Genomic DNA, 15281 nt, shown 5'->3' with positions numbered 1-15281 from the left:
CTTGCGTTCCCGGGAGGTTGCTCCTAAGCTTTTGGAAAACGCTTTCCTTTACCTGAAGCACGCCTCCCAGTCCTGTCGGCGGCCGGTATTACCCCTTCGGAGCGGCCAGCTACCGAAGGCGGCACCGGCCACCGCGAACAGAGCGCATCCCGACAACCCGACCAGAAAACTTCGACGAGGTCTCCGTGTCGCGCACTATCCAACTGCCCCGCTCGGACGGTTCGCTCTACAGTCACCACCTGCACGAGCCGGTCAACCGATCCCTTCCGACGGAACCGCCCACCAGCCGCATCGCCTACGCCGCCGCCCACGTCGTAGCCGATCCGTTCGGGGAGAACACCCCCGGTTCGGCGGCCGAGATCGACTGGGACAGCACACTGGCCTTCCGCGGACACCTGTGGGAGTGCGGCCTCGGGGTCGCCGAGGCCATGGACACCGCACAGCGCGGCATGGGCCTGGACTGGAGCGCGACCCGCGAGCTGATCCGCCGCAGCGGCGAGGAAGCGGCCCGTGTCGGCGGACGCATCGCCGCCGGAGTGGGCACCGATCACCTCTCCCCCCAGGTCACCGATCTCGACGGGCTGATCGAGGGATATCGCGAACAGCTCGACGTCACGCAGCGGGCCGGGGCGCGTGTGATCCTGATGGCCAGCAGGCAACTGGCCGCGGCCGCGACGGGCCCCGCCGACTACCGGCGGGTCTACGAGAAGCTGCTGGCCGAGGTGGAGCAACCCGCGATCCTGCACTGGCTGGGCCCGGCGTTCGACCCGGCGCTGGAGGGGTACTGGGGGTCGAACGACATCGATGAAGCGGCGGACTCCCTGTTGGAGATCCTGCACGCGCGTCCGGAGCGCATCGACGGGGTGAAAGTGTCGCTGCTGGACGCCGAGCACGAGATACGGTTGCGAGAGCGGCTGCCCGAAGGGGTCCGGCTCTACACCGGCGACGACTTCAACTACCCGAGGCTGATCAAGGGGGAGTCGGGCAGCCACAGCGACGCGCTGCTCGGCGTGTTCGCGGCCATCGCTCCCGCCGCCGCGGCGGCGCTGCACGCCCTGGACGAAGGGGACGAGGTGAGGTTCGACGAGATCCTCTCCCCCACCGTCCCACTGGCGCGGCAGTTGTTCGCCCAGCCGACCTACTACTACAAGACCGGCATCGCCTTCCTCGCGTGGTTGCGCGGTCAGCAGCCCGGTTTCGGCATGGTCGGCGGGCTGCAGAGCGGACGGAGCGTCGTGCACCTCGCGGAGGTCTTCCGCCTCGCGGACGTGGCGGGCACGTTGCCGGACCCCGATCGGGCCGCCGACCGCATGCGCGGCCTGCTCGAGATCGCGGGGGTGGCACGATGACCGACGGCGGTATCGCACGGCTGTCGTTGAACCAGAAGACCCTGAACCGGTACTCGTTACCGGCAGCTGTCGCGGAATGTGTCCGGACCGGAATCCCGGCTATGGGGCTGTGGCGCGAACCGGTGCAGGAGTACGGGGTAACCGAATCGGCGGAGCTGATGCGCTCGAACGGGCTCCGGGTCTCCTCACTGTGTCGAGGGGGTTTCCTCACAGCCGACTCGCCCGAGGCCCGCGCGGAAGCACTGCGGGACAACCGGCTCGCGATCGACGAGGCCGCCGAACTCGGCGCCCCCTGCCTCGTCCTCGTGGTCGGAGGCCTGCCGGACGACTCCAAGGATCTGGTCGGGGCGCGTCAACGAGTGGTCGACACGCTGGCCGAACTCGCCCCCTACGCCGAACGGCAGGGGGTTCGGCTGGCGCTGGAAGCGTTGCACCCCATGTACTGCGCGGACCGTGCGGTGCTGTCCACACTCGAACAGGCACTGGACGTCGCCGAGCCCTTTCCCGAGAACCAGGTCGGCGTGGTGGTCGACACCTTCCACGTGTGGTGGGATCCGAAGTTGTTCGAACAGATCGAACGAGCCGGTTCGCGCATCGCGTCCTTCCAGGTCTGCGACTGGCTGACACCGCTACCGGCCGATGTGCTGCTCGGCAGGGGGATGATGGGCGACGGGCACATCGACTTTCCGCCGATCCGGGAAGCCGTCCACCGAGCCGGCTACACCGGAGACACCGAGGTCGAGATCTTCAACGAGGAAGTCTGGTCCACGCCCGCCGACGAGGTGGTGGATACCATGATCGAGCGCTACCTCCACCTGACGTGATTCCTCGTACCTTGCCTCACGAGATGCTCGGGTGGCGGAACCTCTCGCACGGCTCTCGCTGTGTTGTTGGGCCGGTCGTTCTGGCGGGGTGGCCGGTTAGCCGGCACGTGAGTCGGCGCCTCACCGCTTTCATGACCCTTCCCGTCGTGTAGTGCTGGGGTGCCAATTTCGCGAGAAATCGTCGGAACGATGAGGCTGCGCGACCAGTGTGGTGTCAATTTCGCGAGAAATTGACACCCCCTGAGCAGCGGTGTGGCCCCGGTTCCGTCAATTTCCCACGAAATCGCCGGGCCACTTCGACGCAGTGCCGAACTCCCATCACTCCCGCAGGCCGCACTCCGACCACCCTCGCAGTCGGCACCGCTGCGGGTTCTCCCGTGCGGCTCTCGCGAGGAAGGCCCGACGTTGTGCAGTAACTACTCGATGTCGGGCCTCCCCGGAGCGAGAGCCGTGCGAGAGGTTCCGCCAAGCGACCAGCTACGAGAACCGGGACGAAGTTCCCAGAGCAGGAGGATTGGATGCGGGTATTGGCCGCTCCGGACAAGTTCCGCGGCTCCTTGAACGCGGCCGAGGTGGCAGTCGCCATCGCGGAGGCCGCGAGATCCTGCGGTTCGGAGTGCGTCGAGCTGCCGCTGGCCGACGGCGGCGAGGGCACGCTCGACGCGTTCGGCGGAGCCAATCGGTGGACCGAGGTGTCCGGCCCGTCGGGCGAGCGGGTCGAGGCGGGCTGGCGACTCGACGCCGACGGGCGGGCCGTGGTGGAGATGGCCCGGGCCTCGGGATTGGCTCTGGTCGGCGGTGCCGAGGGAAACGACTCCGAGAGCGCGAGTACGCGGGGCACGGGAGAGCTGATCGCCGCCGCCCTGCGGGAGGGCGCACAGCGGGTACTGGTCGGCATGGGGGGTTCGGCGACCACCGACGGCGGAGCGGGAGCGGTCGCCGAGCTGGCGGAGTTCGCACCGCTGGACGGGTCGAGCGGAAACCCCGAAGTGCTGGTCTGCTGCGATGTGGAGACCGTGTTCTCGGAGGCGGCACGGGTCTTCGGGCCGCAGAAGGGTGTTCGGCCGGAACGGATCGAGCACCTGACCGACAGGCTGCGCGAGATCGCCACCGAGTACCGACGTCGATTCGGAGTGGACGTCTCGAGGATTCCGGGCGGCGGCGCGGCCGGTGGACTGGCTGGGGGTCTCGCCGCGCTGGGAGCGCGTCCGGTGTCCGGTTTCGACACGATCGCGGCGGAGCTGGGGCTACGGGCCGCGCTGCGGACGGCGGACCTGGTGATAACCGGCGAGGGCAGGCTCGATCTCGGCTCGTTCGACGGCAAAGTGGTCGGCGGTGTGGCGCACGAGGCACGGCGACACGATGTGGCGGTACTGGCGGTGGTCGGAACCGCGATTACCGAGGCCGCGGCCCGGATCGCCACTCGCGACATCACCGCGGAGTTCGGAAGTGCTCGGGCCTGGCGCGAGACCACCGAGTGCGTGCGTCGCTGCGTGATCGACCGGTTGAGCCCCACCGCGAAGAGCTGACGCGAAAGAACCGCCCGGAAGAGCTCACAGCGGAACTCGTTCGTCCGGCCGGTAACCGACCACGGCGACGGGTTCCGCCTCGGATCATCGGTACGCGGGGGACGGCACCGGTGCCGTCCCCCACCGCGGCCGAGGAGCGGATCAGGGCGCCTCGTCCGGGGCGATCGCCAACAGTGAGATGATCGCCAGCCCGCGTTGGGCGGCGTCGTTGGTGGCGCAGGTGGCGAAGTCGCCGGACTGGTTGTGCGAGCGGTCGGTGGGGATCTCGTCCACCGGTGAGGCCACCGCCGCACCGTCCACCCTGACCGGTTCGGGCCAGGGCTGCCCGTTGGGATCGGAAGTGAAGCGCTGCCAGCCGCGACGACGCAGCCACGGCTCGTCCAGCTGTTCGCCCGCCCAAGCTGTCACTCGCGAGTAGATCGTCTTGAACACCCCGGGATCGAAGTCGAACCCGAACCTGTCGATCTTCTCCTCGGCGGGTGCCTGCACGTAGCGGGCGAAGTCGAGCAGTGTCCGCCGGAACTCGGGAACATCGACGAGGTCGAGCGTCTCCCACAGGATCTGTTCCCCGCAGAAGGCCATCGACAGGTTGTAACTGCTCTGGTAATCCCCCTTGTCGAGGTTGGTCAGGTGTGCCGTCTCCGGATCGAACCCGACGGCCCCACCCGCCTCACCGGTGAACAGTCCGGCGGGAAAGCCCGCGATGTCCCGCATACCGGTGACGATCCGGTCCCGCCAACGGGTCTCGCCGGTGCGTTCCCACTCGGTCAGCCAGTTGCTGACCAGCGCGTACCAGTCCGGGCCGATGCGTAACCGGGTCGGCACCCGGTCCTGCGAGGGCAGCACGTTGCGCAACGGCGGGACCCGCACCATGGTCTCGTCCGCTCGCAGCGAGGAACGCATCAGCTCCCCCAACAGCTCGTCGGCGGTGAGGTAGTAGCAGAACCGCTTGGTGAACGACTCGGACACCCGTGCCTCCTTGGCACCGTCGCCCCAGTGCGAGACGTTGTGCCGTGAGCCCAACCCGGCGAACCGGCCGGTGTGGTGCGTGTCGACCTCGCTGATGTGCTTGGTCATCGCCCGGGCCAGTCGGAAGGCGTTCGGATCACCGGAGCGCAGGAAGGCGTACCACAGCATCGCGTCGGTGCCTAGCTCGCCGTTGTCCCAGGCGTAACCACCCACGTCGTAGCGCCACTCGTGCCGGTCCGCGTCGTAGGTGTGCATCACGTCGCCGTGGTCCCAGAAGCCGTACCACTGGCGCTGGTCGACCTGTCCCGCGTAGAAGGCGACGTCGCGGTCGAGGGAGTCCTCCAACGCTGACTTCGCACTGCTGCCGCGGTCGGGCAGACTCCACCGGCCGAACACACCGGCACGGTGGTAGCGCTCCGGACGGGCGACCAGCTGCGGCGGCGAGTCCACCACTTCGGACAGCTGGACCGCCCGCTCCCGTGAGGGAGTGGATTCCAGTGCCCACAACCGCATCTCGGTGGAACGCGCGATTCCCTCCGGGGTGCTGAATCCCTCCTGCACGTCCTCGTAGGCCAGTCCCAGCCCGTGTGCCTCGGTGTCGTAGTGCCGCAGGTCCATGGCCTCGCCGTGCGGCGAGTAGGACCACAGGGTCACGGTAGCCGTGTCCCCCGCGGCACCGCGCACGTCGAGCGAACGGGGAAAACGCCGCCAGAAGTCGTGCATCCCCACCCCGAGCCCGCCCGAAACGCCGCCAACGTAACCGAACCCCGAGGCTCGACCTCCCCTACCGGCGTTCTTGAGCCAGCTCGATTCCGCGGAGGTGCGTTTCCACACCTCGAAGTGCTCGGAGGAGCCCTGGAACAACGCGAAGTCGTTCCACAGCGCCAGATCCCGATAGCCCTCCCGAACCTCCCGGGACCACTCGGCCGGTGGCGGCGTGGCGTCGCCCGCGTGCTGCGCGTGGCGCACCGCCTCGCCGGGATCGCGCCGCAACCCGGTGAGCACCCGCACGGGCTCACCCCACACTCCGCCCGAGGCGGTGCCGAACCGGATGTGCCGGTTGTGCGCGTCGTCGGCCATCGGAACGCCGAGCCGCAGTCCCATACCGCGGACGAAGACGTGCCGACTGTCGGCGTCCCAGTAGAAGTTGTGCACCAGGCTCATCGACTCGTCGCCTGCCGCGAGATACACCCGCATGGTCCAGGGCAGCATCTTCCGACCCCCCGCCCCGCGGTTGCGACCGTGGTCGCGTCGGTAGCGCCCGGAAAGCCTGACCACCGCGCGCACCGGACCGCGCTGCTCGATCTCGGCGTTTTCGATCATCCCGGACCACTCGGTCCGCCGTGGTTCGGCGTGTTCCCCGTCGGGGCGGTCCTGCACCAGCAGCGCCAGCCGGCCGTTCTCGGCGGTGACCCGGTCACCGCGTCCGATCGACCGGATCACGTGGGCTCCGCGTCTGCCCAGCCCGATCTCGACCGTGCCGTTGCTCAGCCGGATCTCGTCGCGGTGCTCGGACACGCTCACCGCGTTGTCCGGCGCGGCCGGTTCTCCCGGCTTTAGTCGGTATCCCTCGGCGGCAGCGTTCGCGGCGGCGGTGTGCCCACTCCACTTGAGCGTGCCGTCGGGCCAGTAGGCCAACGGCCAGGACTGCACCGGGACGGGGGCGCCGTCGGCCGTGGTCAGGGCGAACGAGGTTTTCGCCGACATCTCGCCGCGGGACCACGGCACACCCCAGGTCGTGTTGACCGGGGCACCGGGTGCCTTGCCGAGCCAGTGCAGCTCGGTCGGTTGGTCGGAATCAGAACCACCGCGCGGTGTAGCGGCGGCTTCGGAACCACGGACGAACAACGGGGTCGCGGCGGTTACTCCCGCCCCGGCCAGAAATCCACGACGCGCGAACTCGGAACTCGCTGACACGAACAACCTCCGAACGAGGGTCTCGGAACCGTCGCCGAATACGAAAAACGGGTGTGGCGTCAACCGTTGGAATCCCGGGTGGGGCACCCCGGATCAGTCGAGGTGGAGGTTCTCCTCCAGTGCGTCCATCGCCTGACCCCGATCGGCACCGCCGGTGTCCACGAAGAACTCCGCCATACTCTCCGATCTCGTTTCCCGCACGTATCGAACGGTGCCGCGCGGAACAGGCCGCGGCGGTTTCCTGAACCCGATTTTGTGAAACGTTTTATAAAGCGAGACCGTAGAGCCGAAGTGTGGTCCAGTCAACACCCGGGAGGCGCTCGACGACGCGACCGAATCACGACACCCGCACCGCGACGACGGGACAGTGCGGCTCAACCCGGGAATCGACGATCTTTGAACATCGCGAGCAGGCAGGAGCGAGCCCGAGCGGACACACGACGTGAACGCGCCCGGGACCGCCCACCAACTAGCGTCGCGGCAAGGTGGAACGCCGGACGATGAGTTCAGGGGAGTAGATGACACTCTCGTGCTCGTGAGCGGGATCGCCCTCGGTCTCGCCCAGCAACAGCTCGGCTGCGGTGGACCCCATCCGCTCGGCGGGCTGGCGCACCGAGGTCAGCGGAACGGCGGCGGCCGCGGCGAACTCGATGTCGTCGTAACCGACCAGGGCGACGTCCTCGGGCACCCGCACGCCCGCGTCGAACATCGCCTGCAACAACCCGAGCGCCAGCAGATCGTTGGCGCAGAAGACCGCGGTGGGACGCGGTCGCAGCCCCAGCAGTCTCGCCCCGGCGTCCCGACCGGAGGCGACGTCGAGTTTGGCCGTTTCCAGCACCGTCAGACTCTCCGGCCCCAGACCGCCCGCCTCGATCGCACGCCGGGCCCCCACGAGCCGGTCGGTGCACTGCGCCAGATTCGGGGGGCCGCTGATGTAGGCCACCCGCTCGTGGCCGTTCTCGACGAGGTGACGCACGGCCAGCTCTCCCCCTGCGACGTCGTCGACCGAGACCGAGCAGGCGTCGTCGCTGTCGACCACCCGGTCGACGAACACGTAGGGAATCCCGTGGCGCCGGAAGGCCAGCAGGTTCGCCCCGGTGGTGTCGGCGGGGGTCACCAGCACACCACGCACCCGCTGCTCGGCGAACATTGACAGGTAGAGCGACTCGGCTTCCGAGTCCTGGGCACTGTGGCACATCATGACGCCGAGCCCGTGCTCACGCGCGGCGCGCTCCGCGCCGCGGGACATAGCGACGAAGAACGGGTTGCCGATGTCGAGCACCAGCAGCGCGACCATGCGGCTGTCGCCCGAACGCAGTTGGCGAGCCGACTCGCTGCGCACGTAACCGAGTTCGTCGATGACCGCACGGACCCGTGACCGGGTGTCCGCCGATACCCGATCAGGGCGGTTGAGTGCGTTGGAGACGGTCCCGATGGAGACGCCCGCCCGGTGGGCGACGTCCTTGATGCTGACCTCTCCGGTGGTTTTGCGGTTGCTCCCGCCGGTCGACACCACACCTCCCTTGACTCGGATGTACCCCCATCCTATCCTTCGCCTGAGTGAAACGTTTCACCGCTGTCGCTCACGAACTCGACACTGGCGGAACACCCCCTCAGCCCCACCGCTCAACCATCGGAGCAACCAGCGATGCCGGACGAGAACGCCGTCGAGGCGGCCTTGCGGAACCAGCGAATCGAGGCCCCTTCCCGGGTCTACGGACCCCAGGAGGAACCGGCAGTCGAACGACGGGGTGGGCGACGAGCGGGTTGGGGCGCGTGATCGGAGTTTTCCGCTCGCCCTCGGCGAGAAGCCCTGTCGGCGGGGACTCCAACCACCTCCCACCGCGGAGCCCCAACACCGAGCAGGCACACCAGTGAGTCACTCACCAAGCACGAAAGGGCCGATTCGTTGAACGAGCAGCCATCCGAGAACGTGACCGACGAACTGCTGAACCGGTCCCACCGGCTCGGTGCGGATCCGCGCAACACCAACTACGCGGGTGGCAACACCTCGGCCAAGGGCACCGGCCGGGACCCGGTCACCGCCGCCCCGGAGCGGTTGATGTGGGTCAAGGGATCCGGCGGTGACCTGGGCACGCTGTCCGAGTCCGGGCTGGCCGTGCTGCGGCTGGAACGGATGCGCGCGCTGACAGAGGTGTATCCGGGTGTGGAGCGCGAGGACGAGATGGTCGCGGCCCTGGATCACTGCCTGTACGGCAAGGGCGGCGCGACGCCCTCGATCGACACCGCCATGCACGGGCTCGTCGAGGCCGAACACGTCGACCACCTGCACCCCGACGCGGGGATCGCACTCGCCACCGCGGCCGACGGTCCGAAACTGACCGAGGAGTGCTTCGGCGACAAGGTCGTGTGGGTGCCCTGGCGACGTCCGGGATTCCAGCTCGGACTGGACATCGCCGAGGTCCGGAACCGGCACCCGCGGGCGGTCGGAGTGATCCTCGGTGGACACGGCATCACCGCATGGGGCGAGACGAGTGAGGAGTGCGAACGGAACTCACTGTGGATCATCCGCACCGCGGAGGAGTTCCTCGCCGAGCGGGGAGATCCCGAACCGTTCGGGTCTCCGGTACCGGACAACGAGGCACTGCCCGAGACCGAGCGGCACACCCGGGCCGCGGCGCTCGCACCCGTGATCCGGGGACTGGTCTCCACCGACAACACGCAGGTCGGCCACTACGACGACCGACGGGAAGTACTGGACTTCCTGGCACGGGAGAAACACCCCCGGCTGGCCGACCTCGGCACCTCGTGTCCCGACCACTTCCTGCGCACCAAGGTGCGCCCGCTGGTGCTGGACCTGCCACCCACCGCACCGCTGGAGGACGTGGTCGAACGGCTGCGGCAGCTGCACGCCTCCTACCGGCAGCGCTACAGCGAGTACTACCACCGCCACGCCGACACCGACTCGCCGGCCATGCGGGGAGCCGATCCGGCGATCGTGCTGGTGCCGGGCGTGGGCATGTTCTCCTTCGGCAAGGACAAGCAGACCGCCCGGGTCGCCGGTGAGTTCTACGTCAACGCGATCAACGTGATGCGCGGTGCGGAGGCGGTGTCGCGGTACCAGCCGATCGAGGAATCCGAGAAGTTCCGCATCGAGTACTGGGCGCTGGAGGAGGCCAAGCTCGCCCGCATGCCCGCCCCGAAACCGCTGGCCGGTCGCATCGCGCTGGTCACCGGTGGTGGATCGGGCATCGGTAGGGCCACCGCTCGCCGACTCAACGCCGAGGGTGCCTGCGTGGTGCTGGCCGATCGGGACACCGAATCGGCCGAGGAACTGGCCACCGAGCTCGGCGGCCCGGACAAAGCCGTGGCGGTCGGCGTCGATGTCACCGACGAGTCCGAGGTCGGCGAGCTGTTCGCGGTGGCGGCCCGATCCTTCGGCGGTGTGGATCTGGTGGTCAACAACGCCGGGATGTCCATCTCCAAACCGCTGCTGGAAACCACCGTGGCGGACTGGGACCTCCAGCACGACGTGATGGCGCGGGGCTCGTTCCTGGTCTCCCGGGAAGCGGCACGCAGCATGACGGCGGCGGGGCAGGGCGGTGACATCGTCTACATCGCCAGCAAGAACTCCGTGTTCGCCGGGCAGAACAACGTGGCTTACGGAGCCACCAAGGCCGATCAGGCGCACCAGGTGCGACTGCTGGCCGCCGAACTGGGTGAACGCGGGATCCGGGTCAACGGCGTGAACCCGGACGGCGTGGTGCGTGGTTCGGGAATCTTCGCCGGTGGCTGGGGCGCGCAGCGAGCGGCCCACTACGGGGTGAAGGAAACCGAGCTCGGCGAGTTCTACGCCCAGCGCACGCTGCTCAAGCGAGAGGTGCTGCCCGAGCACGTGGCCGCGGCGGTGTTCGCGCTCGTCGGCGGCGACCTGAACAACACGACGGGAATGCACGTTCCGGTCGACAGTGGAGTGCCAGCCGCTTTCCTGCGGTGACAGCGCTCCTTCCGGTGCGAGCACCGTGTCACGCACCGCCGCCCTGCCCGACCACACGGACCGTCCCGTCGGTCACCCGTCGACACCTTTGGGAACGAGATCGCGATGACGAGCAACGAGTTCAACTGCGCCGCTGTCGACCTGGGCGCCTCCAGCGGCCGTGTGGTGCTGGGCAGGGTGGGCAGCGACCTGCTGGAACTGACCGAACTGCACCGGTTCGGGAACAGTCCCTCCCGGGACGAATCCGGGTGGCGCTGGGACATCGGCACGATCCACCGCGAGGTGCTGTCGGGGCTGCGCCGCGCCGCCGAGCACTCCCCCAGCTCGATCGGCATCGACAGCTGGGCAGTGGACTACGGCCTGTTGGACCGGAACGGCACCCTGCTGGCCGATCCACGGCACCATCGCGATCCCCGCAACTCGGGAATGATCGAACGGGTCCGGGAACGGGTCGACGACGCCGAGCTCTACAGCATCACGGGGCTGCAGCAGCTTCCCATCAACACGCTGTACCAACTCGTCGCCTCCCTGGAGGACGACGAGCTGGACTCGGCGGAAACCCTGCTGCTCATCCCCGATCTGCTGACCTACTGGCTCACCGGGGAGATCGGTGCGGAGATCACCAACGCCTCCACCACCCAGCTGTTCGACGTCCGCGGCGAGGACTGGGCGTACGACCTCGCACGGCGGCTGGGACTTCCGAGCCACGTGTTCCCGCCACTGCGTTCCCCGGGGGAGTTCGCCGGAACGCCGCGGGCCGAGGTCAGCGCTCACACCGGGCTCTCCCCATCGGTACGGGTGACATCCGTCGCCTCGCACGACACGGCCTCGGCGGTGGTGGCCGTACCGGCGACCGATCGGCGATTCGCCTACATCTCGTGCGGCACCTGGTCCCTGGTGGGGCTGGAGCTGGACTCACCGGTGCTGACCGAGCGCTCCCGTGCGGCGAACGTGACCAACGAACGCGGCATCGACGGCACCACTCGCTACCTGCGCAACACGATGGGGCTGTGGCTGCTGCAGGAGTGCCTGCGCTGCTGGCGGGAACGCGGACTGCGCGCGGATCTCGACGAACTGCTCGAGGGCGCCGCCCAGCAACCGGCGTTCCGCAGCGTGCTCGACACCGACGATCCGGCGTTCATCGCGCCGCAGGACATGCCCGCCACCATAGGCGCGGCCTGCGTCGCGGCAGGTGAGCCGGTCCCGGAAAGCCCCGAGGCCACGGTGCGGTGTGTGCTGGAAAGCCTCGCGCTGGCCCACCGCCGGACGGTGCGCGGCGTCGCGGAACTGGCCGACCGGGAGGTCGAGGTCGTCCACCTGGTCGGCGGCGGCAGCCGCAACGAACTGCTGTGCTCGCTGACGGCCGACGCCTGCGGGCTTCCGGTGGTCGCAGGCCCCACCGAGGCGACCGCACTGGGCAACGTGCTGATCCAGGCACGCGCACACGGCATGGCCGGTGACCTGTCCGAACTGCGAGCACTCGTGGCGGCCACCCAACCGCTGCGACGTTTCGAACCCGGCGACTCGGCTGCCGCGTGGGATGCCGTGGACCGCCGCGTCCGTGATCGCACGGGCACCACGACACGTGCGACAGTCGAATGAGGACGGCTCTTCGACGGCGTCTTTCGGATGCTCGTGCCGTCGCCGAATTTCCGGAACCGGCGACGGCCCCCTCGTCCGGTTCGGATGCGCGATCGGGGACCGAGCACGTACACCAGAATCGTCGTGGGGGATCACCAGGAAGGAAACCGCTGTTATGCGAGTAGCGCTGTTCGCGACCTGTCTCGGGGACACGCTCTTTCCGGGGGCGGTACGCGCCACGCTACGGGTGCTCGAACGACTGGGGTGCACGGTGGAGTTCCCACCGGGACAGACCTGCTGCGGCCAGATGCACACCAACACGGGGTATCACGAGCAGGCCGTCCCGGCGGTGCGGAGCTTCGTCGCCGCCTTCGAGGGCTACGATCACGTGGTGGCCCCCTCCGGATCCTGCGTGGGCTCGATTCGGCACCAGCACGACATCGTGGCCGAGCGCGGCGGGGACCGGAAGCTGTCCGAGGCGGTCGGCCGGGTCTCGCCCCACGTCTACGAACTCTCCGAGTTCCTGGTGGACGTGCTCGGAGTGACCGACGTCGGCGCCTACTTCCCGCACCGGGTGACCTACCACCCGACCTGCCACTCGCTGCGGATGCTGCGGGTGGGTGACAAACCGCGGCGGCTGCTGAGCGAGGTCCGCGGCATCCGGTTGCTCGAGCTTCCCGAGGCCGAGCAGTGCTGCGGCTTCGGCGGCACCTTCGCGTTGAAGAACCCGGACGTTTCCGTGGCGATGGGGGCCGACAAGACAAGGCACGTGCGTGAGACGGGCGCCGAGGTCCTGTGCGCGAGCGACAGTTCCTGTCTGATGCACATGGGTGGGCTGCTCGACAGGCAGCGCGAGGGGATCCGCACGATGCACCTGGCCGAGATCCTGGCGGGAACCGAGGAGGACCGATGAGCGGAGTCGATCTGGGAATGCCCACGTTTCCGGACGCGGCACGCCAGGCTGTGCGCGACGCCCAGCTGCGCCACAACCTCGGCAGGGCGACCAGCACCATCCGGAACAAGCGTGCCGCGGTGGTCGACGAACTCGACGACTGGGAACAGCTGCGCGCCTCGGGTGCCGCGATCAAAGCGCACACCCTGAGCCGGCTGGACACCTACCTGGAGCGGTTCGAGGCGGCGGTCACGGCCGCGGGCGGGACGGTGCACTGGGCACGCGACGCGGCCGAGGCGAACCGCATCGTCACCGAGCTCGTCCGCGAGACCGGCGAGACCGAGGCGGTCAAGGTGAAGTCGATGGCTACCCAGGAGATCGGGCTCAACGAGGCGCTGGCCTCGGCCGGGATCTCGGCGTGGGAGACGGATCTGGCCGAGCTGATCGTCCAACTGGACGAGGACCGGCCCAGCCACATCCTGGTGCCGGCCATCCACCGCAACCGCTCCGAGATACGCGAGATCTTCCGACGCGAGATGGCGGGTAGTGGCACCCCCGCACCGGCGGACCTCACCGACGACCCGGTGCAGCTGGCGGAGGCCGCCCGCCACCACTTGCGGGAGAAGTTCCTGCGGGCCAACGTGGCCATCTCCGGGGCGAACTTCGCGGTGGCCGAGACCGGCAGCCTCGTGGTGGTCGAGTCGGAGGGCAACGGGCGGATGTGCCTGACCATGCCGGACAATCTGATCAGCGTGGTCGGCATCGAGAAGCTCGTGCCGAGTTGGCGGGATCTCGAGGTGTTCCTGCAGCTGCTTCCCCGGTCGAGCACCGGCGAACGGATGAACCCTTACACTTCCGTGCTCAGTGGCGTGACCGAGGGTGACGGGCCGAGCAACTTCCACGTGGTGCTGCTGGACAACGGGCGAAGCGAGGCGCTGGCCGACGAGGTCGGCAGTCAGGCGCTGCGGTGTATCCGCTGTTCGGCATGTCTCAACGTCTGCCCGGTCTACGAACGTGCCGGGGGCCACGCCTACGGCTCGGTGTACCCGGGACCGATCGGAGCGGTGCTGACGCCACAGCTGTACGGCGTGGAGTCCGAGGACACCGCCTCGTTGCCTTACGCGTCCACGCTGTGCGGGGCCTGCTACGACGTCTGCCCGGTGGCCATCGAGATCCCCGAACTGCTGGTGCACCTGCGCAACAGGACGACACGGGAGCGGAAGGGCTGGTTCGATCGGCTGACCGGCACGGCGATGCGGGGCCTGGGGTGGGTCTTCGGCGACAGCAAGCGGCTGGGCCGGGCGCAACGGATCGCCTCGCTGGGCGGAAGGCTGTTCGGCAGACGTGGGATCGGCAGGCTGCCGTGGCCGATGTCGCGCTGGACCGACGCACGCGACGCTCCCGCACCCGCCCCGGAGTCCTTCCGCCAGTGGTGGGAACGAAACCGGACAGGAAGCGGTGACGAGCGTTGAAACGATCCTCCCACGACGCGCGCGAAGCGGTACTCGGTTCCGTGCGTTCCGCACTCGCCGGTGGTCAACGTGGCTCGGCCGATTCGATACCTCGTGAGTACCGCGGGCGGCGCCACGTCGAAGCCCTGCCCGAGCTGTTCCGGGAACGGGTTGCCGAATACCGCGCCGCGGTGCACACCACCGATTCTGCGGGGGCGCCGGAAACGGTGCTGGGCGTCCTGGAACGGGCCGATGCGCGGCGAGTGGTCGTACCGGAGGGTCTGCCCGCACAGTGGTCGGATCCGGTGGCCGAACGCCACGACACGCTCGAGGACCGTCCCCGGTTGTCGACGACGACGCTGGAGAACGCGGACGCGGTACTGACCACCTGCACGGTCGGCATCGCCACCACGGGCACGATCGTGCTGGATCACGGCCCCGGGCAGGGGCGAAGGGCACTGACCCTGCTTCCCGACACCCACGTGTGCCTCGTCGCCGCCTCCCGCGTCGTCGACGACGTTCCCGCCGCACTGGCGGAGCTGGATCCGGTCGGACCGATGACCTTCATCAGCGGACCGTCCGCCACCAGCGACATCGAGCTGGAACGGGTGGAGGGGGTGCACGGCCCCCGGGACCTTCACGTCGTCATCGTAGGCGACGTGTGAACCTCCCCCGCCGAAACCGGCACGGTGTCGCTCCGACGATGCCGTGCCGGTTTCTCGTGTCACCTCCCCGGCGTGAACCGAGGACCCCACTACGCTTTTCGGATTCTTTCCGATGGGAAAAACGGACCACCGGAAACTAATCGTGT

Annotated in this window: 11 protein-coding genes; 9 read left to right on the top strand and 2 right to left on the bottom strand. The window is 68.7% G+C overall.

Features of this window, described 5'->3' with window-relative positions:
* Nucleotides 1-185: 185 nt before the first annotated feature.
* The 3 genes from BM150_RS17585 to BM150_RS17575 all read left to right on the top strand — a co-directional run bounded on the left by BM150_RS17585 (nt 186) and on the right by BM150_RS17575 (nt 3702).
* The gene (locus tag BM150_RS17585; protein ID WP_092928390.1) at nt 186-1349 is read left to right on the top strand and encodes a dihydrodipicolinate synthase family protein; all 1164 of its coding nucleotides are present in this window, start codon (nt 186-188) and stop codon (nt 1347-1349) included.
* A complete protein-coding gene (locus BM150_RS17580) occupies nt 1346-2173 on the top strand; it encodes a sugar phosphate isomerase/epimerase family protein (protein WP_092928389.1) in 828 nt (275 codons plus the stop codon). Before BM150_RS17585 ends, BM150_RS17580 begins: the two co-directional genes overlap by 4 nt.
* Before the next feature lie 518 nt (nt 2174-2691).
* Nucleotides 2692-3702, top strand: a complete 1011-nt coding sequence (locus tag BM150_RS17575) for a glycerate kinase family protein (protein WP_092928388.1) — start codon at nt 2692-2694, stop codon at nt 3700-3702.
* A 141-nt stretch (nt 3703-3843) separates the two neighbouring features.
* Here BM150_RS17575 and BM150_RS17570 read toward each other — a convergent pair whose 3' ends face one another.
* Both BM150_RS17570 and BM150_RS17565 read right to left on the bottom strand, forming a co-directional pair.
* A complete protein-coding gene (locus tag BM150_RS17570) occupies nt 3844-6588 on the bottom strand; it encodes an exo-rhamnogalacturonan lyase family protein (protein WP_092928432.1) in 2745 nt (914 codons plus the stop codon).
* 469 nt (nt 6589-7057) lie between these two features.
* On the bottom strand, nt 7058-8104 hold the full coding sequence (locus BM150_RS17565; RefSeq protein WP_092928387.1) for a substrate-binding domain-containing protein: 1047 nt from the start codon (nt 8102-8104) through the stop codon (nt 7058-7060).
* 132 nt (nt 8105-8236) lie between these two features.
* On the opposite strand from BM150_RS17565, the gene BM150_RS24950 reads away from it, so the two are divergent.
* The 6 genes from BM150_RS24950 to BM150_RS17540 all read left to right on the top strand — a co-directional run bounded on the left by BM150_RS24950 (nt 8237) and on the right by BM150_RS17540 (nt 15135).
* The gene (locus BM150_RS24950) at nt 8237-8368 is read left to right on the top strand and encodes a hypothetical protein (RefSeq protein ID WP_281243717.1); all 132 of its coding nucleotides are present in this window, start codon (nt 8237-8239) and stop codon (nt 8366-8368) included.
* 129 nt (nt 8369-8497) lie between these two features.
* Nucleotides 8498-10546, top strand: a complete 2049-nt coding sequence (locus tag BM150_RS17560) for a bifunctional aldolase/short-chain dehydrogenase (protein ID WP_175496892.1) — start codon at nt 8498-8500, stop codon at nt 10544-10546.
* Nucleotides 10547-10651: 105 nt separating this feature from the next.
* Nucleotides 10652-12148: a rhamnulokinase gene (locus BM150_RS17555; protein ID WP_092928386.1), complete on the top strand. Its 1497-nt coding sequence runs from the start codon at nt 10652-10654 to the stop codon at nt 12146-12148.
* Between the two features lie 154 nt (nt 12149-12302).
* Entirely contained in the window at nt 12303-13040 is a 738-nt protein-coding gene (locus BM150_RS17550; protein ID WP_092928385.1) for a (Fe-S)-binding protein, read from the top strand.
* Nucleotides 13037-14491 (top strand): LutB/LldF family L-lactate oxidation iron-sulfur protein, encoded by a 1455-nt coding sequence (locus tag BM150_RS17545; protein WP_092928384.1) that lies wholly within the window; start codon nt 13037-13039, stop codon nt 14489-14491. Before BM150_RS17550 ends, BM150_RS17545 begins: the two co-directional genes overlap by 4 nt.
* Nucleotides 14488-15135, top strand: coding sequence for a LutC/YkgG family protein (locus BM150_RS17540; RefSeq protein WP_092928383.1), 648 nt, complete (start codon nt 14488-14490; stop codon nt 15133-15135). The genes BM150_RS17545 and BM150_RS17540 overlap by 4 nt, the downstream gene beginning before the upstream one ends.
* The last annotated feature ends 146 nt before the right edge of the window (nt 15136-15281 follow it).

It is taken from the genome of Actinopolyspora alba (genome assembly GCF_900112765.1).
Lineage (GTDB): Bacteria > Actinomycetota > Actinomycetes > Mycobacteriales > Pseudonocardiaceae > Actinopolyspora > Actinopolyspora alba.
This window is presented reverse-complemented; position numbering and strand designations above follow the sequence as displayed.

Excerpts from the sequence above, each read along its gene's own strand:
- BM150_RS17580 (WP_092928389.1), top strand. The coding sequence starts at position 1,346 with ATGACCGACGGCGGTATCGCACGGCTGTCGTTGAACCAGAAGACCCTG.
- BM150_RS17545 (WP_092928384.1), top strand. The coding sequence starts at position 13,037 with ATGAGCGGAGTCGATCTGGGAATGCCCACGTTTCCGGACGCGGCACGC.
- BM150_RS17550 (WP_092928385.1), top strand. The coding sequence starts at position 12,303 with ATGCGAGTAGCGCTGTTCGCGACCTGTCTCGGGGACACGCTCTTTCCG.
- BM150_RS17575 (WP_092928388.1), top strand. The coding sequence starts at position 2,692 with ATGCGGGTATTGGCCGCTCCGGACAAGTTCCGCGGCTCCTTGAACGCG.
- BM150_RS24950 (WP_281243717.1), top strand. The coding sequence starts at position 8,237 with ATGCCGGACGAGAACGCCGTCGAGGCGGCCTTGCGGAACCAGCGAATC.
- BM150_RS17555 (WP_092928386.1), top strand. The coding sequence starts at position 10,652 with ATGACGAGCAACGAGTTCAACTGCGCCGCTGTCGACCTGGGCGCCTCC.